Below are 22,496 nucleotides of genomic sequence, written 5' to 3'. Positions count from 1 at the left end.
CAGTAGATCCCTTCTTCGCCGGATTCGGCGATTACGGTGCGTGCTCGTTGGCAGTTCGACGCAACTGCATCGACACGCATCGACCGAAAGAACACATATGCAGCACGAGGTCTTTCAGGTCTCGGAGCCAAAAAGGACTGATCCCAAACGGCCCGATCATCAGGCGCCCCCCCCCTCTCACGAGACGATCCGCACACCGCCAGAGCGCGCCCCTGACGTATCCGCACCGGAGAAGTGTATTGTTGGGTGCAAGCAGCTTTCATTTTCCCGGCGCCCACAAGCCCATAGCAGCCTTTCGGCGACGGGCGAGTTCAAGAAGATTTCGAACAATCGCGGCTGCTTCGATACGCGCCCGGAATTATTCCATAGCGTTTCAGCTTGTCGTAGAAGGTTTTGCGGGGCACCTGCAGAAACTCGGTCGTCCTCCTCACGTCGCCATCGCATTCCCGCAATGCGTTGCGGATAACGGTCGCCTCATAAAGACTAACCTTTTCGGAAAGAGAGAGACTTAATTCAGCGTCTCTTTTTCCAGGGGGCGAATTCGGCGCCCCTTCAAGTCCCAATGCAACCCGATCCGCGAAATGCGCAAGTTCGCGGACATTGCCGGGCCAATCATGGCCCATGAGATGATTACGCACGGCCGCGGTTATCTCCCACACTGGCTTGCCGAAGCGTTTGCACGCGCGTTCCAAGAAATGCGCAAAGAGGATCGGGATGTCCTCGCGCCGCTCGCGAAGAGGCGGAATATTGACCGTCACGACGTTCAGACGGAAATATAGATCTTCCCTGAAGTCACCGCGGGCGGCCGGATCGCTCAGATCGACCTTCGTCGCAGCCACGACACGAACATTGATGCTGCGGGTTTCGTTGGTTCCGAGTGGCGTGACCTGGCGGGTCTCGAGTACCCTTAGGAGTTTAATCTGGAGTGCAGGCGGCATGGACTCAATTTCGTCGAGGAATAGCGTGCCGCCATTCGCGTATTCGAGGCGACCGATCCTACGCCTGTGCGCACCGGTAAACGCGCCTGCTTCGTGGCCGAAAAGTTCGCTTTCGATGACACTTTCGGGCAGCGCCCCGCAGTTCAAGGCCACGAACGGCTTGGTACTTCGTCTGCTCCAGCGGTGAAGCAGATCCGCGACCACCTCCTTACCCGTGCCGGTTTCACCCTCCACAAGGACGTCCACATCCGTATCGGCGATCTGGCGAATCGTTTCTCGCAGCCATGTCATACTCGGCGCGTTCCCTAGGAGAGGCATATCGCCCGCGGATCGGACGACCGCATCCCTAAGGCGCCTGTTTTCCAGGACTAGGTGCCGGTTTTCGGAAGCGCGATTCAGCGTCACCAAAAGCCGGTCGGTCTCATATGGCTTGGAGATAAAATCGTAAGCGCCGTCCTTGATGGCGGCAACGGCGAGTTCGACGTCGCCGTGCCCAGTGATAAGGACAAAAGGGATGTCCGTATCGATTGCTTTCACCCGGTCAAAGAGCTGAAGCCCGTTCATTCTGGGCATGCGGATGTCGCTGACGACGGGACCATTGAAGTTCTCGTCGATTCTGGCGAGTGCGGCCTCGGCGGAATTGACGACGATAGGGCTAAAGCCGGCAAGTTCCAGCATCTGCCCTGCAGCGGGCAGCAGATCATCGTCGTCGTCAACGAAGATGACAGGCCCTTTTTCGCCACTCATTCGGCACGCCTCAATTCGATGGTGAAGGAAGTCCCCCTCTCGTGGCTGGTATCGAGCCGCAACGAGCCGCCGAGTTCGCGAGCGATTTCCTCTGAAATAAGCAGGCCAAGGCCGAGCCCCTTTTCCTTGCTTGTGGTGAACGGCATGAAGAGGCTCTTGCGAATTTCAGGGGCGAGGCCGGCACCGTTGTCTCGAACCGAAATGGTGACTGTTTCCTTGTTCTTGGCAAGTGCTATCTCGATCCGCGGCTCCGGCAGGCCCTTCAGGGCATCGAGCGAATTCTGCAAGAGATTGACCAGGATTTGCTCCAGCCGAACGAAACTTGCCATCACCGTCGGAGACGGATCTGTCCGTTGCCGTTCGATCGTCACGCCGCATTCGCGGATGCGGCCCGAAAGGAGCGAAAGCGCCCCGTCGATCGCCTCCTCCGCCGATATTGGCCCCACGGAACCGGTTGCGCGGCGAGAGAACGACCGCAGCGTTTCGGTGATCGCCCCGATACGTCCCGTTATAGCGATGATCGATTTCAAATTCCCGGCGGTTTCTCGCGGCCTGTCGCCTTGGAGAAGACGTGAAGCATTCTCGGCATAGGTGCGAATTGCGTTCACCGGCTGGTTAATCTCGTGAGCAACTCCGGCTGCGATCTGTCCAAGAATTGAGAGGCGATTCGCCTGAGAGAGTTCTTCACATAACCGGCGCACCTTTGCCTCGGCATTCTCGCGCTCGGCTATCTGAGCTGCGAGCGCTTCGTTCGAGCGGCGGAGCTCTGCCGTACGCAAGTTGACGCGATGTTCCAGTTCCGCGTTCATGTGCGCAAGCGCGTCCTGCCGTTGTCGGATCGCCCGGCGCCGTCGAACAATAACGGAAACGGCAAATGCCACGAGCACGAGGGCAAGCAGTGCTGTCGCGCGGGCTGTCATCATCGCCGCGGAAATCTCTGCATCGGCAGGAATGAGCAGTGACAGCCGCCAACCTGGGACCACTTTGCCGAGATCCTGCGAAACCGTGACAAAGCCGGCTGCCTTGTCGGCGGTACTTGCGGTGACCAGGTTGCCGCCGCGGTGCGAAAGCGGAACGGGCTCGAACGCCGCGCCAGGCAGCTGCAGATGATCGCGGGCGATTTTTGCCTCTTTTTTGGAAAGCGGAGAGAGAGTGCCAAAACGCCATTGAGGCACGCTGGTCGAAAGGACGACGCCGCGCTCGTCGCTCGTGAAGACTACGAAACCGCTCTCGCGCCAGCTCGACTCCACACGGTCGAGCTCGACCTTCACCACGACGACACCGAGTGGCCCCTCCGGTCCATCGATCCGGCTCGACAAGAAGAGGCCGGGGCGCTTGCTAACGGTACCGAGTGCGTATTGCGTGGCCATGCCGCTCGCCATCGCTTCAACGAAGTAGTGACGGAAACGGTAATCGCGGCCGACAAAACTGGTGGGCTCGCCGGCATTGCTCGCAGCAACCGTCGTTCCCTCACTGTTGATGACGTAGATGACTGAAGAGGCGGCGTCGCGCGCGATGGCTCGAAGCTTTTCATCCAGGGCAGCTTCCCCACCGGTGCCCGGACTGCGAAGCATCTCCTGGACCGCACCATCACGAGCCAAGACGCGCGGAATTAATCGCTGCTTCTCGACGTCTCCTTTCAAAGTGTCGGCTGCAAGTGGGCGCGCGGCAAGAGCACGGTCGCGTAGGTCTGACTCAGCTTTGGTGCCGGCAATACGGCCGGCTGCAAAAACAAAAAAACCGAGCCCCGGACCAAGAAGTGCAAACAAAACCACAAGCCAGAGAAACCTGCCGGTGCCCAATCTGCCAGGGAAGTTGAACGGGGCCTTATGCAAGCCACCCTCGCTGATGCCGTCGTTTGCTACCGCGTTCTCCAGACTCAACCTTAGTGCCGGATTTCGCCAAATGGAACCACAGAGTGCGGAAATTCACACATGTGCGTGGCGCAACCTCCCTGAAAACATCCGAAATTGCGCGATCCGCTCGGCCTCTCCGGTTGGCATATGTCTTGCGACGAACAGCGCAGCAGCGTCCGACCGGAGCGCAGCGATCGGGAATAACCCGGGGAGGAGAGGCACTGCCGAGATCCGGTCTGGGAGAGAGATTTATGTTGACCGCAAAGGGCCCCAACGCAAACGCCGCGCCTCGCAAGCCTTTCTATGCACGGCTTTACGTGCAGGTGATTGCCGCCATCGCCCTGGGCGTCGCGCTCGGCCATTTCAACCCCGAAATCGGCGAAAACATGAAGCCGCTTGGTGACGCCTTCATCAAGCTCGTCAAGATGATCATCGCACCGGTGATCTTTTTGACCGTCGCGACCGGCATCGCCGGCATGCACAGCCTTCAAAAGGTCGGCCGGGTAGCCAGCAAGGCGATGGTCTATTTCCTCACCTTCTCGACGCTGGCACTGATCGTCGGCCTCATCGTGTCCAATGTCGTTCAACCGGGCGCCGGCCTCAACATTGATCCGGCCTCGCTCGATATCCAAGCCGTCAATCCCTATGCCGCAAAGGCCCACGAGCAGTCCGTGACGGGCTTTCTGATGAACATCATTCCGACCACGATTGTGGCCGCCTTTGCAGACGGCGACATCCTTCAGGTCCTTTTCTTCTCGGTCCTGTTTGGCATTGCGCTTGCGATGGTTGGAGAGATGGGCAAGCCGATCAGTTCCTTCCTCCAGGCGCTCACCGTGCCGATCTTTGCGCTCGTTGGTATCCTGATGAAGGCTGCCCCGATCGGCGCGTTCGGCGCCATGGCCTTCACAATCGGCAAATACGGCATCGGCTCCGTCGTCAATCTCGCAATGCTGGTCGGGACGTTCTACCTCACGGCTTTTCTCTTCGTGTTTATCGTTCTCGGCGCGGTCTGCCGTTTCAATGGCTTCTCGATCGTTTCTCTCATCCGGTACATCAAGGAAGAGCTGCTATTGGTTCTTGGAACGTCCTCCTCGGAGGCCGCGCTGCCCACTCTTATGGAGAAGATGGAGAAGGCTGGCGCCAAGCGTTCAGTCGTGGGCCTGGTCATTCCGACGGGATATTCCTTCAATCTGGACGGCACCAACATCTATATGACGCTCGCGGCCCTCTTTATCGCCCAGGCGACGAATACGGATCTCTCGATCGGCGATCAGATCCTATTGCTACTCGTTGCTATGCTTTCCTCTAAGGGAGCGGCGGGGGTCACCGGCGCCGGATTCGTCACGCTGGCCGCTACTCTTTCTGCGGTGCCGTCCGTTCCGGTGGCTGGCATGGCATTGATCCTCGGTATCGACCGTTTCATGTCCGAGTGCCGGGCCCTTACGAACATCATCGGCAATGCCGTGGCAACGCTCGTGATCGCCCGTTGGGAAGGCGAATTGGATCAGGCGCAGTTGGAAGCCGCGTTTGCAGGGCATCATCTTGCCGAGACATTGGCCGGCCAGCCACCCGTCCCGCAGCCGCCAAGTGAGGCCGCCTCGTTGCGACCCGTCCCTTCGCCGGATCGGTCACCACCACAGCACGGGCAAGCCGCAGACACCAAGCGAGGACTCGCGGATTGATGAAAACAAACGCGGCGACAGCAGCCCGATCGCGCTTGAGCAAACAACGTTCATCACTATGCGGGTTTTTGCCTGGAGCGCTGTTCACCGGCGCCGTGTCGACCATAGAGATTCAAACGAATCGACCCCGGGAAATCCAGCACGAGGATCGGGCGGTCCTGGCCGGCTATTGACGCGAGCGGTAGAAATACTGTGGCGCCTCATTAGCCGTGGTCGAAAAGCAATCTGGCGCAGATCAACGCCGCTTCGCAACCAGCCTCCAATATGTCGATGAACAAACGGCGAGGCATGCATACGCGAAGCATAGCCTCAGAAATAGACGTTTCGTCATGCCCCTTTAAAACCATCGCACGGAGGCAGATGAAGTCGATGAGGCAGTGTTGTTAGAAATAGGAACGAACATTAATTGGCTCTTACGAGAAAGCTAATCTAAGTTTGAAATGACCTCAGACAAAAAGGATTATTAGCACTTATACAGGAAGTAGTGAAATTGGTGGGGAGCTAAACATGAGCAAGTTGAGGGTGGATGATTGAGCCCTCGAGTCGACTGGAGAGGATATGTCGGGAACAAAACTAAAAAGCGTGCTTTCGTCGTTTTCGCAGGTGCCAAGGGAACTAAAGCCTTTGCCCTCCGATCGCCATTCGCTGGACGATAGCTGCGTCCGGTTGAATACGAACGAGAATCCATTTCCGATGCCGGAAGTCGTAATGCAAAGTGCAATTGCCGCCCTTGAGCAGCAGTATCTATATCCAGAACACGACAACATCGGTTTGAGGGAAGCGGCGGCTGATGCCTACGGCCTCACCAAGGATCAAGTGATTGCCGGAAACGGATCCTCCGAGCTGCTGGGACTCATCTACAGAGCCTTCCTCGCCCCTGGCGACAGCGTGGCGATGCTATCGCCGGGCTTTTCGTTCAACCGCAAACTCGCCATGTTGCAGGGGGCTCAATTTCTTGAAATCGAATGCGGTCAATCTGATGTCCTGCCGGTAAAGGAATTGCTCTCTGGTCCCGCAGAAGGCGCCAAATTCATTCTTCTAGCTAATCCGAACAATCCAACTGGAACATTCGTTTCGGTGGCCGAGATCGAACGCCTCGCGGCGCAGTCGGATCGCCTGATTGTTCTGGATGAGGCCTATGTCGACTTCGCCCCGGATAATGGCCTGCGCCTTATCGATCATTATCCCAATATTCTGCTCCTACGGACATTTTCAAAAAGCTACGCCGCCGCCGGTATCCGTATCGGTTTTGGATTGGGGCACCCCGAAATCATTGGAAGGCTGCGCAACATCCAAAATGTTTTCAACATGAACGTGATCGGCCATGCGGTTGGCGTCAGCATCCTTGCGCATCGCGACGCCTATGAAGAGAACCACAGATACATCAAGCAGGAACGGGAGCGCGTGTCCTTCGCGCTCTCGCAACTGGGATTTTCCGTAACGCCTTCGCATGCAAATTTCTTGCTAGCCCGCGTGCCGCCAGGACAAGACGGTAGGTGGTGGCAAAAAACGTTGAAGCGGCGGAAAGTACTGGTCGCGGCTTTTTCCGAGTCATTTTTGAAAGAACACATAAGAGTAAGCATAGGCACAAGAGAACAAATGGACATACTGCTGTCTGAGATGTCTGATATACTAAGAGACTAAAGCAGCAAGTATAACCCATCTGCCTATAGAAATCATTTATATACCCCCGCGGACAGGGGTTGCTTCGCAAAAATATGCCGTTGCTCTGAGCGTTTCGAGCGTCGTTCGAAGCAAGGACCTTCCGCGTCAAAACTCCGGAGACAATAGAGTGAAAAACGTCTTGCCTTCGAAGCCGACCTTCGGAATCTTCGATCACTTGGATGAGGACGGTCGCGACATCGGCCTACAATGCGCCGATCGCCTCAAGCTGGCGGAGGCCTGCGATCACCTCGGCTTTTATGCATATCATCTCGCAGAGCACCACTGCACCCCCCATGGGAGAGGTGTGTCGCCAAATCTCTTCTTATCGAGGGTCGCACAGCGCACCCGCCAGCTGCGTGTGGGTCCGCTTGTGATGCTCCTTACCCTTTACCATCCGCTTCGGGCGTTCGAAGAGATCTGTATGCTCGACCGGTTGAGCGGTGGTAGGGTGGAGCTCGGTATAGGGCGAGGCTCTCTCTCAGCCGAATTGGGTTATTTTGGGATTGGCGCGGACGCAGTGCCAGGCCGTTATTCGGAAGCCAGCGAAATCGTAATCGCCGCCCTGAAGGGCGGGAAGTTATCCTATCGGGGCCGCCACTTTGAGCTGAATAGCGTTCCCTTGACGCTTAGACCCCGTCAGCGCCCGCGTCCTCCGACATGGGTCGCCACCAATCGACCCGAATCGGCAGGTTGGGCAGCCGCGAATGGCGCAAATCTCGCGTGCGTGGGGCATAGCTCCTCCGTACGCAAAGTTACCGACGCCTTCCGCGCCAAGCGGGAGGAAACCACTGACAAAGGTAATCCGTCGCCGTTGCTAGGATTGCTGCGCATGATCGTGATTGGGCGTTCTGACACGCATGCCTATTCGATCGCGGCACCTGCTTATGAAACATGGCTCAAGAGCTTCAAGTTTCTTTACGACCTCAATGGCATTCCAACTCCACCAAACCTGCCGCTGACCCTCGAAGCGGCGATTGAAAGTGAACTGTGCATAGCGGGAACGGCAGCTTTTGTGCGGGACGCTCTTCTTGGTCAGTTGGAAGTGGCTGGGGCCAACTATCTTCTTTGCCAGCTCGCGTTTGGGGATTTGCCATTGGAAGCGTCTCTGTACACTGCAGTGACGATTCATTCTGAAATCATGACCCGATTTGACTGACCATGAATACGTGGCGTAGGGCGGCTCGAAGGAGTCGCCCGCGGCGTCTACCAGCAACCAGCCCGCTGCCAGACCATAGCCTTGCAGCGCGTGGCCGACGTGGGATTCCATCGCTATGCCTGCCTAGGTCGGACGCCGTTTCCGGACGATGGTTAGAACTGGTTTTCTGGACGCGACACTTCACGGGACCACATTGCCCCACGTTCCCAGCCCCTCGCTCAACGTCGCTGTTCACACGGACCGTTTGCCACTGCCCGTCTTGCAGGCGGCAATCCACTGCATCGCCGAGGTTGAATCTTCCAATATGGCGGCCCGTTTCGCAAAGCCGTAAAAGGCAGCGCGGGCTGCGCTTAAGGGCTTGTTCCCATCATAAGCGTCAAAACATGCTTTAAAGGCAGTCTCGTGAATCAGGTCCCTGCGATCTTCGGGCCACTCATCGAGAAAATCGATGGCGTCCTCGAGGTCCGCAATCTCTTGCACGACGGCGGCACGCTTCACGAAAATCGGACTGCCGAAGGCCTGCGCCTTCATTTCGTTTCCTCCCGACCTGCTGACAGCCGACTTGCGAGGCGGCGTCATCGACACCCGCCGACCATTGCAGAATGTGTTGTCAGCCCGATGACGCTTCAAGAGAAAAGTCGGCAATTCATCCTCGGAAGGAAATGGATCGATCACCAGTCTACTGCCGCAAAATTGGCCACGTCGACAATGTCGATCGTTCTGGCCGCCGCCGATGAACGGTGAACCCAGTCACCCAACCCGGTCGTTCACCGCAACGCAGCGAAAGACAGCACGACATCGCCTTGGCAGCGCGCCGATATGGGAAGCCGCAAGCTCAGGCTGAATTAATCCAGCCCAAGCCTTTTCTTCAGTTCCGTATTTTCCTTGCGCAGACGATCCGCAAGCAGGCTCTTCAGCCGCTTGTTTTCTTCCTCGAGCGCGACGAGATCCTTCAGCTCGTCGCTGTCCGCTGCAGGCGTCGCCGCTTTCTTCCAAAGATAATATGTCTGTTCCGAGATGCCGGCCTGCTTCACCGCGCTCTTGAGAGTGGCGCCGCCGCCGATCAACGTCTCGATCTGAGCGAGCTTCTGGCCGCGCTCCTTTACGGAGTAGACCTTGCGGCCTGTCCGTGCCGATGGCGGTGCTTCAGTGGTCGCGGATGTCGGCTTGGCGCCGTTCTTACGGCCAGGCGCGCTCGGCTCAGCCTTTGGCTTCCTCGACCGCGGTGTTCTCGCCCTCGATTTTGACTTCTCCGCTTCGGCTGCCGGTTCGGTAGGAATTACTGCTGTTTCGGTTTCCAGGCGATTTGCCATGAAATTCTCCATTTGCGGTTTGTGCAAAGGTTCAGCATCAAGGGCCGCGACAGTAGAGTCAACAAGCTGACGATTGGACAGTTGAACCTTCTGGAGTTCCTCTGAAGTTTCGCCCATCGCCGCAGCGATGTCGAAATCGCCCCAGATGGAACGGGCGGCTTTTTTATAACGGCGCTTCTGTTTGACTTCCACGGTGAATGGTCGCGTTTGCCGCCTCATAGTTCCTTCCTGATGAGAAACGATTAGAAGAATGAAGTCGCCGCTCGGAACTCCTGGCGCTTCCTGGTTCGCGCGGAGCTTTATCGTAAAAGTCCCTCGACGAGCAAGTGATACCGGTCGCGCCAGTGTTCGCAAGCGGGCCGAGCGCAGGCCTCCGCGCGAGGAGAATGGAATGCAACGCTACGGGAGTGGGTGCATTCGGCTCGGAAACGCTTGAGCGTCCGAAGCTGCAGGGCGGTGCAGTATCGGATCAGATGTCGCATCTTGCCGTCGGGGAACTCGGGAACTCTTCTTGAAATTGAAAAACTGCTGCATCTCGATTGTGTTCAGTGCGCATGAAGAACTCGCCAGCAGATGATAACGGCCGATCTCGCCAGCGGTTTAGCGTCAGCCCACAACTATCTGCCTGGGTTAGCAGGCGCGCTCACTGTGGCAGCTTGGCTTGGGCCGCGAGGCCGTGGTTGAGTGAGCTGAAGAGATCCAGCCTCGCGGTCGATTCCGAAGCTTCCCACAATGGCGAAGAGAACATCTCCACTCGTACCCTTTCAGCACAAGACATTCCGTTCTCTGTGGTCGGCGGCCCTTGTTTCGAATCTTGGGACGCTAGTTGAAGGTGTGGCGGCTGCGTGGCTGATGACGAGTATTGCCAGCTCCCATGGAATGGTGGCGCTCGTACAGGCATCGACCACCTTGCCCTACATGATCTTCTCGCTCGCAGCCGGAGCGCTTGCGGATAACTTTGACCGTCGCCGGATCATGCTAATGGCGCAACTGCTGATGGTTTGCGTATCAGCGTCCCTGGCGCTCTTGACCTACGCCGGGGAAATCACACCCTGGACCCTTTTGGGTCTCACGTTCCTGATCGGCTGTGGTTGGGCATTGCACGATCCGTCGTGGCAAGCCTCGATGGGAGATATCCTGCCTCGCGAAGACCTCCCAAGCGCAGTTGCGCTCAACGGCATGAGCTACAACCTCATGCGCAGCATCGGACCGGCGATTGGCGGCATAATCGTGGCGACCGCCGGGGCGGCCTTCGCGTTTCTCTTCAATGTATTTTGCTACGTCGCCCTGATCGCCGCGCTGTTACGCTGGAAAACTGTACCGGCGCGACGAGCGCTGCCGCGGGAGGCTTTCGGAAGCGCGATAGCGGCAGGATTCCGCTATGTGCTTTTGTCGCCAAACCTTCTCAAACTGATGTGCCGGAGTTTCATTTTCGGCCTCACGGCAGTCGTCATTTTGGCTCTGCTGCCGTTGGTTGTTCGCGAACAGGTTAAGGGCACTGCGGTCACCTACGGGGTCATGCTTGGCTTTTTCGGTTTGGGAGCGATCTGTGGCGCGCTCCTCATCGGACGCGCCCGCGAGATTCTCTCCAACGAATGGGTCGTTCGCGGCGCGTTTTTTACACTGGCGATCAGCTGCTTGCTTCTGTCGTGGAGCGAGCACGTTTGGCTTAGCTGCCTCCTCGTCATGCCAGCCGGTGCGGCATGGATCCAGTCATTCTCGCTGTTTAACGTCACAGTTCAGCTTTCGGCGCCTCGGTGGGTGGTGGGACGAGCCCTCTCTCTCTATCAGACGGCCGCATATGGCGGCATGGCAGCGGGAAGCTGGCTCTGGGGCCAGTTAGCGGATCTGCAAGGCGTTTCGGGAGCCTTGCTCGTCGCAAGCTTGGTTCTTGTATTTGGCGGACTGCTCGGCTTTATTTTGCGTCTTCCGGATCTTGAAACGCTCAAACTCGATCCGACCAACACGTTCTGCGAGCCAACCCTGCAGCTTGACCTGCGACCACGAAGCGGTCCGATCATGATAATGGTCGATTATCGTATTCACCAGAAAGACGTTCCAGAATTTCTCAATGTGATGGCATCATGGCGAAAAGCCCGACTGCGAGATGGAGCCAGGCAATGGGCGCTGCTGCGTGACCTCGAAAAGCCCGAACTGTGGACCGAGTGTTATCATGTGCCAACTTGGGTCGAGTATGTTCGCCACAACAAGAGGCAGACCCAAGATGACGCCGAAATCGTTGCGCGCCTTGAAGCCCTGCACTGTGGCGACTGCCCGCCCAAAATTCACCACAAGATCGAACGGCAAACCGTGAGCGTACATGACGATATGCCGCTCCGGCCTCATTTGGACAGGACTTGAACGAAACCGCAAACCAATAACTTGGCTCAAGAGAAGGCGGCGTCGTCCGGAAGCCCGTTTACTCAAAACTTGGGGCAGATCTTGGGCCAGCTGTGCGCCAAGCGCGTAGCGTTTGCATCTTCGCCCATTGAGGCTAACGCCACGTCAGATTTCGGCGATCTATGCTACGACAATGAATAACCGATCCTCGTCGGGCTTCAGCCAGTCCATGACGCGTGCTTTGGGAGACGCTGCGAGGCTTGGACAAAAAGTCACGGGACCTATCGCGAGCTTTTCGTGAAATCAAATGCTCGTCATGGGTGGTGGCGATCTCGGCATCGCACAGGCGCTTGATCTGCTTGTGTAAAGCCGGCGACGCGTCGGCTATCACCGCTCGGCAAAGCGCTTGCACGAATGCGCTGGCTCCTCGGAGCTTCGCGCCTCAGATCTGTAGTCCGCTGCTTCGGAGGTCGAGTTGCTCATCGGGCGTGTCGTCGAACGAGGCGTGGTTGAGCCTGTAGAGTTTGGAATAGAGACCGCCTCTGGCGATCAACTGGTCGTGCTTGCCGGTTTCGGCGACTTTGCCATTCTGGAGAACGATGAGACGGTCGGCGCCTCGGACCGTGACAAGGCGATGGGCGATGACGAGGCCCGTGCGGCCTTCGAGGAGCCTTACCAGTGCCTTTTGGATTAGCATTTCCGTGTAGCTGTCGACATTGGCCGTTGCCTCGTCGAGGACGAGGATCTTGGCATTTGCCACGAGAGCGCGCGCGAAGCTGATAAGCTGGCGTTGGCCCAGCGAGAGATTGCCACCGCGTTCACCTAGAGCGGCATCGTATGCACCAGGAAGGCGCACGATGAAGCCATGCGCGCCGACCGCCATGGCGGCCTCGATTACCTCTTCGCGCGTGGCTTCAGCCTTGTGGTAGCGGATGTTTTCGAAAACCGTGCCGGTAAAAAGGAACGGCTCCTGCAGCACCATGGCGACCTGACGGCCAAGCGATTCCTGGGTGAGATCGCGCACATCATATCCGCCGACCAGCACTTGGCCCTCCTGGACATCGTAGAAGCGGCGGACGAGGGCCACTGCGCTCGATTTACCTGAACCGGTCGGGCCGACCAGGGCGACGGTTTCGCCGGGATTGACCCGAAACGACACGTCCTTCAATACCGGATGCTTGGCATCATAGCCGAAAGTAACGTTCCTGAACTCGATCGAGCCGTCCATCTCGGGCGAAAGCACCCTGGCGTTCGGTTTGTCCTGGACCTCAATCTTGACGTCAAGCACGTCGGTCAGGCGCTTTCCCGACGCCATCGCGCGTTGCATAATCGAATATTGCAAGGTGAGCGAGCGGATCGGATCGAAGAAGCGTTGGATGTAGAAGAGGAAAGCGACCATCGCACCCACGTCAATGCGGTCGTTCATGACCATCGAGCCGCCGATGACGATGACGACAGCCATGGCAACGCCCATAAGGCTATCGACGATCGGCACCATGATCTGAGCGTATTTGGCGGCGGTCAGATGTGTCATGAGACTGGCGTGAGCCTTGTCATCGTAAAGAATTAAGTTGACCTGCTGGCGGTCCATCGACTGCACTGCCCGTACGCCGTGAATGGCTTCAGCCAGCGCGCCATTGGAAACCGAATTGGCCTCATTGGCGGCCATGAAGGCGTCCCGGGCGCGCGGCAGCCAGAAGATGCGCACGATGAGGAGAACCGGCAGCACTGAGAGCGTAAGGAGCCCCAAGCGAACGTCGAGCCACAGCATGACGAAGATGATGCCAAAGAGAAGAGTGATGTCGCCCAGCGAAAAGACTGACGTCTCAAGGAATTCCTGCATAGAATTAACGTCGCCCTGCAGACGCGACATCAGCCGTCCCACCTCTGTCTTGTCCATGAAAGAAAGCGCCACGTCCTGCAGATGGCCGAACGTGGCGCGGCGCATATCGAACAGAACATTCTGCGCCATTTTGTAGACCACGATCTCTTGCGTATAGCTGACGGCAAAATTGACCGAAATGGTGAGAAGGAAGGCGCAGGCGGCTGCAAGCAGGGCCGACCGATCGCCACTTTCCGGGTGCAGGCCGTGGTCGATCGCAAAGCGGATGGTCAGCGGGACGAGAAGCTGCGTGCCGGTCAGGATCAACATCGCAGCAACCGAGATGATCAGTTTTGTGCGGTAGGGCCGGACGAACACCCAAATGCGTCGTACGATATTCTTATCAAACGCCCGCCCGAATATCTCCTCTTCGATGTGGTGCGAGCCGACGACCGCATGCGGCGGACGCCGGTCGTGGTCGCGGGCGTCGTTGCGTTCCGTCTCGACTTGTCCGGTTTGGAGCATCAGCTCGCCCCCTCTTGTTCGGGCAGCATGTCATCAAGTGGGCGCACCTGGAGATCGTAAAGGGCCTTATAGCGTCCACCCTTCGCCAGAAGGTCTTCATGAGTGCCACGCTCGACAATCTCGCCGTTCTCGATAAACAGGATGTGGTCGGCATGCATGAGCGAACTCAGCCGGTGGCCGATGATGATCGTCACGCGATCCTTGGCAAAGAGTCGCACGGCGCGCCGAATGCGCTGCTCTGTGGCTGCATCGATCGCGGCAGTCGAGTCGTCGAAGATGATGACCGACGGGCGCAGCATCATCGTGCGAGCGATCGCCAGGCGCTGACGCTGGCCGCCCGAAAGGGAAACGCCGCGCTCGCGCACCACCGTTTTGTAGCCGGCCGGCAGGTCGAGAATATAGTCGTGAAGCTGAGCTGACTCGCTCGCTCGCTCGATCCACTGTTCCTTGGCCCAGGGATCGCCATAGGCGATATTGTTTTCGATCGTCGTAGTGAAAAGGAATGCATCCTGCTGCACGACCGCGACCGCCCTGCGAAGCGTGGCGAGGGTGACCTCGCGGATATCCTGGCCGTCAAGCGTGATGACGCCGCCGGTAACGTCGTAAAAACGAGGGACCAGATGAGCCATCGTCGACTTGCCGGAGCCGGGCGGGCCGACAATAGCGATCGTTTCGCTCTTGCGGGCCTCGAAACTAATATTCTTCAGAAATGGGCGGTTCTCGGCGTCGGGATAGGCGAATGAAACATTGTCGAGGCGCAGGGTGCCTTCTCTAATTTCGAGCGGTTTAGCGTCTGCTGTGTCCTTGATCGCGATATCCAGATCGAGCAACCCGAACAGGCGCGAACCGCACGTCGAGGCGCGGGCGAAGCCGTCGACCATCAAGCCTATCTGGCGAACCGGCATCTGTAAGATGGTCATAAAGGTCAGGAACGTCGCAAGTTTGCCCACGCTGATTTCGCCCGCAATGACTTTGTTCCCGCCGATCCACAGGACCAGTCCCATCGCTAAAAAGAAGGAGAAATTCATCGCGGAAATGTTGCGCACGTAAATCTCAACACGTTCGTGCATGAGGCCAAGCGCACTCTTTGATGCGCGGTCGAACTTCAGCATCTCGTAGGCCTGCGCCGCAAAGGCGCGAACAACCCGGATGCCGCCGAAATTCTCTTCCATGACGCGGCTGAGGACCGAAAGCCGCTCCTGCAGGTCAAGCCAGGTGGCGCGCAGCTTGAGCTGGGTGATTGATGAGAGCCACCCGACGAAGGGCACGAAGCTCAGCGCGAGGAGGCCAAGAACCACGTTGGTGGAAATCAACATATAGGCGCCGATCCCGATCAACATGACGAGCAGGACGGCTCGAACCAGAGCGGTAGAAAGATACGTCCGCACGCCGTCCACATCGAGCATGCCGATCGTAATCAGATCGCCCGAGTGCGCCTGGTCATGAAAAGAAAAGCTGAGCCGCTGGATCTTCTCATAACAAGCTACCCGCAGTTCATACGCGACGTGATGTCCGACCGCTTCGGCAAAATAGTTCTGAGCCAGCGTGAAAAGGCCGCGCAGCACGCTGACGGCAAGCAGCACGAAAGCCGAGGTCCGCAGCGCCTCTTGCGCTGCCGCCCCGCTGGCACCCCCGCTGAGGGCGGTCTGGGTCTGGTCGATGGCCTGGCCGAGGAGCTCGGGGATTAGCAATTGGAGCGATGCCGCGACGAGTGTCGAGCCGATAGCGACGGCGACCTGCCAAGAATGCCGCAAATTCATCCGGGTAAGGCGCGCTATCGTGCTCAAGCCCCGGTCCGAAGCGGCCGCCTTTCCGTGCGCGAGCGAATTCCTGGGCTTCGTCACGCCCCGAATATCCTTACCGTTCGAGGGTGCATTCCAGATTGATCTTGGGGGGCCTTGAGCTGGATGACTCTCCCGTCAAATGAACCCTGATATGCAAAGCTGGCCACTCTGCTAGACGCCTGTCCCAACCAGTTGAGCCGCGGCTTCGCCTGCCGGCATGTCTATGACCGTGATTGCGTTTGCTGCAAGGAAGCGGCGTTCGTTTTTGGTCAGCGTTGCCGAATCCATAGCCGCGAAGTGCGGGCCGCTTGAGCGCTTAATGACCTGTCTGGCGTAGGTGCGCAGCATCTGGTCGTCGAACCGGCAGCCGAAGAAGAAGAAGCCGCGCTTGGTGCGCCGTTCCTTCACGGCTCGAGGGATCGGAGTCTGGATATCGATTTCAGTTAGGGCCTCGACGTAATCCGAATCTGCGATAAGGAAGTTTGCCGCCGGCTTGACGCTGCCGTGCGGCGTATAGAGGACCGTCGTTGCCGCCGAGTCTGGTTGGAGTTCCGTTCCAGACAAATCGTACGTTTTCGTCCAAACGTCGCCAATTGCGTGCGCCCGCGTGACGCCTTGAATTTCGACGACATCAGTGCGGCCGGTGTCTATGAGGGCCGCGCGCATGGCGCCGTCGTACCAGGTATCGACGATCAGCGAGAGGGGAAGTGTCGCGAGCCAGGCATGGAAAACGGTCGGCGCCACCGGCCCTGCGAATATCTCAGCCATCCAGGCTTGGAGCGTCCGCCGATGCCGGCGCTGCTCGATGAATTGAGCGACCGACCACATATTGGTGCGAATCTTGGAAGGAGCGGGCGCCCGCGCGTTGAATGCGGCGGCAACGGCTTGCGGCGTGTGCGGTACCGGTGGTTCCCCGTACCTAAGCCGAAGCAGGTCGGGACCCAGATACGGGATGATCTCATCGGCGCAGAGAGCCTTCTTCAGCAGGTTAAGCTGCTTTGCGGCATGACTGTCCCGATTGATCACAAGATGGCCCAAGGCCAGAATCTTATTCATGCTCGTTTCCCGTTGACGCTCTCAGGTTGCCGACCTGCGGCATCAATCCTCGTCGGAAATCTTTCTTGCCTCGACGGTGATTGGCAAAGGTGTATCTCGCGGAAGGTCGGGCAGAACGAGCCGCCAGCCGTTCCTGAGCGTTATAGACCCTCCCCATAGCTCTTCATTCTCGACGCCGATGATCGGCTCTTCGAGATCCTTCTTGGGCACATACGCCGATAGGCCGGCGTCGGTCTTGCGGATCATAACCTTCATCGGGCTGTTCCCTTGTTAGTGACCACAAGTGATTTCGGCACAAGGATCCCCGGATTTGTCGAGGCTGATGAGTTCGTGGGCGCGCATGCCAACGACGGTGCCACGATCGAACCATTCGACCGCATAGATGTAGAACTGCTGGAGAAAGGTGCCGATGTCGCGCACATAGCCTTCATCGCCCTTCCGCACGAGGTTTGCGCCTATCTCGCTACCGGGATAGGTGCCGTCATTCTTTATGTGGCGTGTGGCACGGACCCGCTCGCCCGGCATAAATCGTGGAGGCTTGCGGATCTCGACCTCCTGTTCGCGTCCGAGGCCCATCCCCTTCCTTCCTTTCTCGCGGCTGCAGTTCGTTAACAAAGGAGGTCATGGCGTGCCCCGGAAGCGACCCCGACCGTGCCGCTGACCCGATTGGAGGTTAGGCGGGAATGCAGGTCCCCGGCACCGGGCATACCGAGGCGCATTGCTGGGTATCGAAGGCCTCGTTGCATTCGGTGCACTGCTCCGGATCGATCACGTAGGTCTCGCCCTTGAATTTGATCGCACTCGATGGACATTCGAACTCGCAGGCACCGCATTGCGTGCATTGCGAGGCGATGATCTTGAAGGCCATTTCTCAACTCCTGATTCGGTTGGGACGAGACACTCAAGCCGTCGCCGCCAGTGGTTCGCTCCCAAACTCGGCGGCGTAAAGCGCGCTGATAGCGGTCTCGATGTAGCCGTAGCCATAAACATCCATTGCCCGGATTCCAGCTTCTGCGAGCTGATCTTTGGGGCAATCTCCGATTTTGGCGCACAGCACGATATCGATGCCTTTGAGCGCAGCTATGATGCTGTCGAGGGTGGCGTCCGCGCCTCGACCGCCGAGGCAATACTGCTCGACCTTGCGATGCCCGATAAAGCTGATCCCCCTCTGAGAGGCCTCATAAACCTGGAATTCCGTCGTATGGCCGAAATGTTCGTTGATCCGGCCGCCGCCCTTGGTCGCCACAGCAATGAGGAGCGATTTGCTGGAACCCGCTGCCTTGACCGTCGCGACCGCTTCGCTCTTGGCTACCACGTGATCGCCGCGCTCGCGCGCGACCACCTCCCGATAGGCCTCGCGCTTGCTGGCGTCGTAGGTGATTTCGTCCGAAATCTGGTCGATCGTGAACTCCTTGCCACGATCCTCGCCAAGCAGGCCGACAGCATCGGCCCGGCACTGCCGGCAATGGCGCATCAGCTTGGCGCCACCTTCGAGGCGATCCTGAAGCGTCTTCAGTTCCAACGCCGTTGGGCCGCGCTGCCCGGTCAGGCCGAAATGCGTACCGTGCGCCGGGTCGGAAATCAGTGGCATGACATTGTGCAGGAACGCGCCGCGCTCCTTTACCCATTTATTGACCTCGATCAGGTGTTCGTCGTTGACGCTGGGGATCATCACCGAATTGATCTTGGTGAGGATGCCGCGCGCGGTCAGCATCTCCAGGCCCAACATCTGCCGCTTGTGCAGGATCCTGGCAGCGTCGATGCCGGTGTGGCGGCGATGGTTGTAAAAGATCCAAGGATAGATCTTTGCGCCGATTTCGGGGTCGACCATGTTGATGGTGATTGTCACGTGATCGACATTCATGTCGGCAAGCTCGGCAACATGATCCGCCAGCGCGAGCCCGTTGGTGGAGATGCACAGCTTGATGTCGCGGATTTCACTGGCGACGCGTTCGAAAGTTGCCTTTGTCTTCTTCCAGTCGTAACAGGCGTCGCCCGGTCCGGCGATCCCGAGCACGGAAAGCTGGGGCACTTCGTTGGCGACCGCGATTACCTTGCGTCGTGCCTGGTCTGGGGTCAGCTTTTCCGAGACGACCCCGGGCCGGCTTTCATTGGCACAGTCATATTTGCGATTGCAGTAGTTGCACTGGATGTTGCAGGCTGGCGCGACCGCCACATGCAGGCGCGCGAAATAATGGTGCGCCTCTTCGGAATAGCATGGATGGTCCTTGATCTTCTCCCAGACCGCGGAGTCCATCTCGTCCGGCTTTGCGGACGAGCCGCAGGATGAAGATGCGCAGCCGGCGGATTTCGCGATCGTCAGCAACTTGTCGAAGGATTTTCTGCTGACCAAACTCTCAAGCGAAATCGTCGGTAAAGACATGAACGGCTCCGTTCCTGGGGTGGACGTTGCAGTTCAAAGCGCAAAAGTTGTGCCAGCTCAAAAAGGGGTTTTAGTTCAATATGTTGGCTTTCATGCGCGATTCCACCTGTTCGTTACGTCACATTTTTGTCGGACTTGCGACTTGAACAGGTCGGCTCGCTCGGCATCGGCCGGGTTCCAGCGATGCTCGTCGAGCGCCACCTCATGGTCGCCGAGATTGGGCGCGGTCTTCCCAAGCAGATAGTGCCTTGAAGCGGCCGGTGTGCCGGAAGCTCGGCCGGATGCGGTAGAGCCAGGAACGCTTTTGGTGCCACGCGCCGCGGTGAAGGGCGAGCCCGAAAGCTGCTCGGCATAGAGGCCGTAGGCCGGCCGCTGCGGCGAGTTGCGCCCCTGGGGCAGCGAGCCGGGCAGATGGGTATTCGGCTTGCGCAGGAGCGGATTTGCGAGCTCGTCGAAGGCATGCCCGATCTCGAAGAGATCATGGAGGCTGCTTGCCGCCCGGCGGTAGTGCGCGCCGAATTGGCTCGCCTGCACAAAAAGTGCTCACGATAACCAGGAATAACGCGACCTGCCGGTGCTTGATGACGGTTCTCGGTGTTGGCGACGTGGTGGCGCTCGCCTATGCCGCGACGACCGACATTCTGCAGCGATTCAGAAGCTCCAAGGCGGTGGGGCCTATCCTGGGACTGACGCCGAAGCTCGACGAGTCCGGTGCGGGAAAGGCATGATGCGGACCTTCATCTATGAGCGTGGAAACGCTGATGACTCGCGTAACGAAATGGTCGTGATACAAGCACACGCTTTCTGCCGAAATGGAGAAAGGCGCACCCGAATATGCCACAAAGGGAGGGCGCGGTCCCAGGCATTTCGTCAGCGTCCGGCAGTGCCACGATGATGCTTTTGCACTCACTGCGTCGCAAGCCACTCAGTCCCTGCAGGCATGGTGTCCCGCCGATAGGGTAATCTGAAGCCCAGTTCTCCGTCGGAGCGGTATTAGAACGCCCTGCCGATCTCGCCGAGGACAGCTTCCAATATCGCTTTACTAACTCGAAAGCGGTCTGCTCATTCGGATTGATGACGGAGACGGCGGACTCATTGGAAGGCGTCAATTTATGCATCTTTCATGCAAAATTGCTTTTGCCGAAAAATATATCGTTATATCAAGTGTTTGCCGTTGCGATTTATGCAGGAGGCCTACGGTCCAACGTGTGCGCCTCCGCCGGGTTTCACCCTGTGATATTTTTCGACAAGGTCAGGCGCAACACCGTATGCGACGCAGTTCAACTCATTGATAGCCGCGATGATGTCCGCGAAGGACTGAACTATGACATCCAGGTCTTCTCCCTCGAGTTCCCTGAATGCGTCTCTCGCGAAATCGCTTGGCATCAAATCGGGACTGGCGACTGCCTGGCTGAGATACTCCGCGACGGCGTCGTCAAGGCGCCGTCGCATTCTGATCTCCACTGAGCGGGGCACTCTCTTGGTGGTGGTTGCCACAAGATAGGACGGCGCTGTGATTGCATAGCCTTCGGCGATCGCTTTACCGAGGTGGCTTGTATCAGCCAGTTCGTACCATGTCGTCATGCCGATCCCGTAAGCGGCTCTACCCACTCCGATGAAGGAGATGGGAGGCAGTCCTGCTTTCAGTAGCGGGATGTTGCTGAGCAGTCGCCCGGTCCTCTTGTTGCCGTCGATGAAGGGCTGCAGGTAAGCGATGCCTGCAAGCAAAGCGAAGGAGGCCTCGAACGGGTCTTTCGCTGTGGACGCCTTCCAGCAGAGCTCCGAAAGTCCCATTGATAACTCGGTGTGGTCGGACGACGGAACATATGAACTGGTCGTGATGCTAACCGGGTCGCGTCGAATCGCGCCGAGATTGTTCTGCCTGACCAGAGTGCGCATGAGCATCGCGTGCAGTCTCATCACCGTCTCCGGAGCAATCTCCACTGTCGCAATGTTGTCGATAACCCAGCCAATCGCCTGCTTGTGGTTCAAGATCATTTGGACTTCGATTTCAGACTTTCCGCCCGCGACCTCCGCGTATTTGATGAGCGCCTCAGTCTCAGGCAGGGAATAAGTATTTCCTTCAAGCGCCGAAGAAGCCCAGGACATCTCGATCAAGAATCTTTCGGCAATTTCACGCGTGTAGGTGGAAGGGTCGAGCTCTAGGCTACCCTTTCCGACGGACTCGGACATGAGCGCATGCGAAGCAGGATCAAGCCAGGGTGCAACGTTAGGGTCGTAGGATCCAAAGCGGTCTGGATCGTATTTCACCTGGGGTCGAATGTGGCCTGGAATCGCAAACCACTTCGCTTCCGCCGTTAGGCTGAACGACGCATCTCTCGTGGTTCCAGACTTCTCGACGAGCCCGGCTGCGCCGAGTTTGGCAAGAGCTCTTGAAACCGAAGACTGACTGGACGGGGCAAGCTCTAACAACTGGATTATCTTCGCCTGCGAAAGCCCATTGCCGCCACGCCGAACGAGGGTCTCATAGATTTTCTTTTCCAAGCCCTGGAGTTCCGGGACGCGAAGTACGGGATGCATAATAGCACTGCCTCTCATCATTTCATGCAATATATGCATAAAAGCTGCATAATTTCAAGCACCGTGTCCTAGAAAGGGCGCTGAATGCCGGTTATGTTCCACAGTGGTTCGAGCGTCGGCCGCGATATCTCAAGGCTGCGTTTCATGGCGGAGAAAACGGTGGAGACAGCACAGGTACTCGCGCTCGACCGGGAGCAGATACTGGAGCAGCGCCATCATCAAATTGATCAGGTCAGCGAGCTAATGAGGACCCGGTCCTGCATGCGCACCGCGATCTCGGAATATTTTCAGGGGCCGAAGATCGCCCGGCGCCCAAGCCTTTCGGTCAAGGTTCTGGATTGGGCGTTCAGCAGGGGGTAAGGCTCGACGCTTTCGGGCCTGCTGCGACCATTGCAACCAAGCAGAGATCAAACGCCGTGGAATGTCGGGGTACGTCGCCCGCGTCATTGCTGGCTAGGTTTACGGAGCCGATGCGGGATCTGCAATTTTGGTGGGGTGAGGCGCTCTGCGGCCGAACAATTCAGAAAGGAAAAGAGATTCGCCATGATGAGCTCGCCGCACACTTGGTCATAGATGCAGCTTCACTCCGGAGAAAGTCACGTCCCCTCTGAGGATAGGAGTCTGGCGTTCCAAGCAGCTGGATTCCGTATGCCTTACGCGCCGCCGGTCTAACGTACTCGCGTCGTCA

17 protein-coding genes and 2 pseudogenes are annotated in these 22,496 nt (G+C 58.0%); 6 read left to right on the top strand and 13 right to left on the bottom strand.

What is annotated here, in order from left to right:
- Positions 1 to 311: 311 nt before the first annotated feature.
- Complete coding sequence (locus RFM40_RS26655) at positions 312 to 1,685, bottom strand: sigma-54-dependent transcriptional regulator (protein ID WP_320265580.1); 1,374 nt, start codon at positions 1,683 to 1,685, stop codon at positions 312 to 314.
- Positions 1,682 to 3,568 (bottom strand): sensor histidine kinase, encoded by a 1,887-nt coding sequence (locus RFM40_RS26650; protein ID WP_320216506.1) that lies wholly within the window; start codon positions 3,566 to 3,568, stop codon positions 1,682 to 1,684. Before RFM40_RS26650 ends, RFM40_RS26655 begins: the two co-directional genes overlap by 4 nt.
- 224 nt (positions 3,569 to 3,792) lie before the next feature.
- On the opposite strand from RFM40_RS26650, the gene RFM40_RS26645 reads away from it, so the two are divergent.
- From RFM40_RS26645 to RFM40_RS26635, 3 genes are all read left to right on the top strand, one after another.
- Positions 3,793 to 5,223: a dicarboxylate/amino acid:cation symporter gene (locus RFM40_RS26645; RefSeq protein WP_320216505.1), complete on the top strand. Its 1,431-nt coding sequence runs from the start codon at positions 3,793 to 3,795 to the stop codon at positions 5,221 to 5,223.
- 558 nt (positions 5,224 to 5,781) lie between these two features.
- Positions 5,782 to 6,867: a histidinol-phosphate transaminase gene (gene hisC, locus RFM40_RS26640; protein WP_320278591.1), complete on the top strand. Its 1,086-nt coding sequence runs from the start codon at positions 5,782 to 5,784 to the stop codon at positions 6,865 to 6,867.
- A gap of 148 nt (positions 6,868 to 7,015) precedes the next feature.
- Positions 7,016 to 8,044 carry an LLM class flavin-dependent oxidoreductase gene (locus RFM40_RS26635; protein WP_320278590.1) on the top strand — a complete coding sequence of 343 codons (1,029 nt, stop codon included), beginning with the start codon at positions 7,016 to 7,018 and terminating at the stop codon, positions 8,042 to 8,044.
- A gap of 231 nt (positions 8,045 to 8,275) precedes the next feature.
- Here RFM40_RS26635 and RFM40_RS26630 read toward each other — a convergent pair whose 3' ends face one another.
- Both RFM40_RS26630 and RFM40_RS26625 read right to left on the bottom strand, forming a co-directional pair.
- On the bottom strand, positions 8,276 to 8,575 hold the full coding sequence (locus RFM40_RS26630) for a DUF982 domain-containing protein (protein WP_320278589.1): 300 nt from the start codon (positions 8,573 to 8,575) through the stop codon (positions 8,276 to 8,278).
- A gap of 314 nt (positions 8,576 to 8,889) precedes the next feature.
- Entirely contained in the window at positions 8,890 to 9,576 is a 687-nt protein-coding gene (locus RFM40_RS26625; protein ID WP_320216501.1) for a transposase, read from the bottom strand.
- A gap of 513 nt (positions 9,577 to 10,089) precedes the next feature.
- On the opposite strand from RFM40_RS26625, the gene RFM40_RS26620 reads away from it, so the two are divergent.
- Positions 10,090 to 11,718 (top strand): MFS transporter, encoded by a 1,629-nt coding sequence (locus RFM40_RS26620; RefSeq protein ID WP_320278588.1) that lies wholly within the window; start codon positions 10,090 to 10,092, stop codon positions 11,716 to 11,718.
- A gap of 421 nt (positions 11,719 to 12,139) precedes the next feature.
- On the opposite strand, the gene RFM40_RS26615 is transcribed toward RFM40_RS26620, so the two are convergent.
- From RFM40_RS26615 to RFM40_RS26580, 8 genes and pseudogenes are all read right to left on the bottom strand, one after another.
- The gene (locus tag RFM40_RS26615; RefSeq protein WP_320253118.1) at positions 12,140 to 14,044 is read right to left on the bottom strand and encodes an ABC transporter ATP-binding protein; all 1,905 of its coding nucleotides are present in this window, start codon (positions 14,042 to 14,044) and stop codon (positions 12,140 to 12,142) included.
- Positions 14,044 to 15,804, bottom strand: coding sequence for an ABC transporter ATP-binding protein (locus tag RFM40_RS26610; protein WP_320278593.1), 1,761 nt, complete (start codon positions 15,802 to 15,804; stop codon positions 14,044 to 14,046). The genes RFM40_RS26615 and RFM40_RS26610 overlap by 1 nt, the downstream gene beginning before the upstream one ends.
- Before the next feature lie 195 nt (positions 15,805 to 15,999).
- Positions 16,000 to 16,884: an SIR2 family protein gene (locus tag RFM40_RS26605; RefSeq protein WP_320229377.1), complete on the bottom strand. Its 885-nt coding sequence runs from the start codon at positions 16,882 to 16,884 to the stop codon at positions 16,000 to 16,002.
- 42 nt (positions 16,885 to 16,926) lie between these two features.
- Positions 16,927 to 17,139, bottom strand: a complete 213-nt coding sequence (nifT, locus tag RFM40_RS26600) for a putative nitrogen fixation protein NifT (RefSeq protein WP_040971429.1) — start codon at positions 17,137 to 17,139, stop codon at positions 16,927 to 16,929.
- Positions 17,136 to 17,460 (bottom strand): annotated as a pseudogene (locus tag RFM40_RS26595) (nitrogen fixation protein NifZ). Before RFM40_RS26595 ends, nifT begins: the two are co-directional and overlap by 4 nt.
- Positions 17,461 to 17,557: 97 nt before the next feature.
- Positions 17,558 to 17,752, bottom strand: a complete 195-nt coding sequence (locus tag RFM40_RS26590; protein ID WP_320278587.1) for a 4Fe-4S binding protein — start codon at positions 17,750 to 17,752, stop codon at positions 17,558 to 17,560.
- A gap of 33 nt (positions 17,753 to 17,785) precedes the next feature.
- A complete protein-coding gene (nifB, locus tag RFM40_RS26585; RefSeq protein ID WP_320278586.1) occupies positions 17,786 to 19,267 on the bottom strand; it encodes a nitrogenase cofactor biosynthesis protein NifB in 1,482 nt (493 codons plus the stop codon).
- Positions 19,268 to 19,357: 90 nt separating this feature from the next.
- On the bottom strand, positions 19,358 to 19,801 hold the full coding sequence (locus RFM40_RS26580; RefSeq protein ID WP_320216492.1) for a homogentisate 1,2-dioxygenase: 444 nt from the start codon (positions 19,799 to 19,801) through the stop codon (positions 19,358 to 19,360).
- Between the two features lie 14 nt (positions 19,802 to 19,815).
- Here RFM40_RS26580 and RFM40_RS33780 point away from each other — a divergent pair.
- Positions 19,816 to 20,052: pseudogene (locus tag RFM40_RS33780) on the top strand (transposase); the annotation flags it as partial.
- 409 nt (positions 20,053 to 20,461) lie between these two features.
- Here the strand turns inward: RFM40_RS33780 and RFM40_RS26570 are convergent.
- Positions 20,462 to 21,772 carry a Fic family protein gene (locus RFM40_RS26570; protein ID WP_320278584.1) on the bottom strand — a complete coding sequence of 437 codons (1,311 nt, stop codon included), beginning with the start codon at positions 21,770 to 21,772 and terminating at the stop codon, positions 20,462 to 20,464.
- Positions 21,773 to 21,892: 120 nt separating this feature from the next.
- Between RFM40_RS26570 and RFM40_RS26565 the strand changes: the two genes are divergently transcribed.
- Positions 21,893 to 22,168: a hypothetical protein gene (locus RFM40_RS26565; protein WP_320253122.1), complete on the top strand. Its 276-nt coding sequence runs from the start codon at positions 21,893 to 21,895 to the stop codon at positions 22,166 to 22,168.
- Positions 22,169 to 22,496: the final 328 nt, after the last annotated feature.

This window comes from Mesorhizobium captivum (assembly GCF_033977165.1).
Lineage (GTDB): Bacteria > Pseudomonadota > Alphaproteobacteria > Rhizobiales > Rhizobiaceae > Mesorhizobium > Mesorhizobium captivum.
The sequence above is the reverse complement of the archived record's forward strand: the minus strand, read 5'-3'. Positions and strand labels throughout refer to the sequence as shown.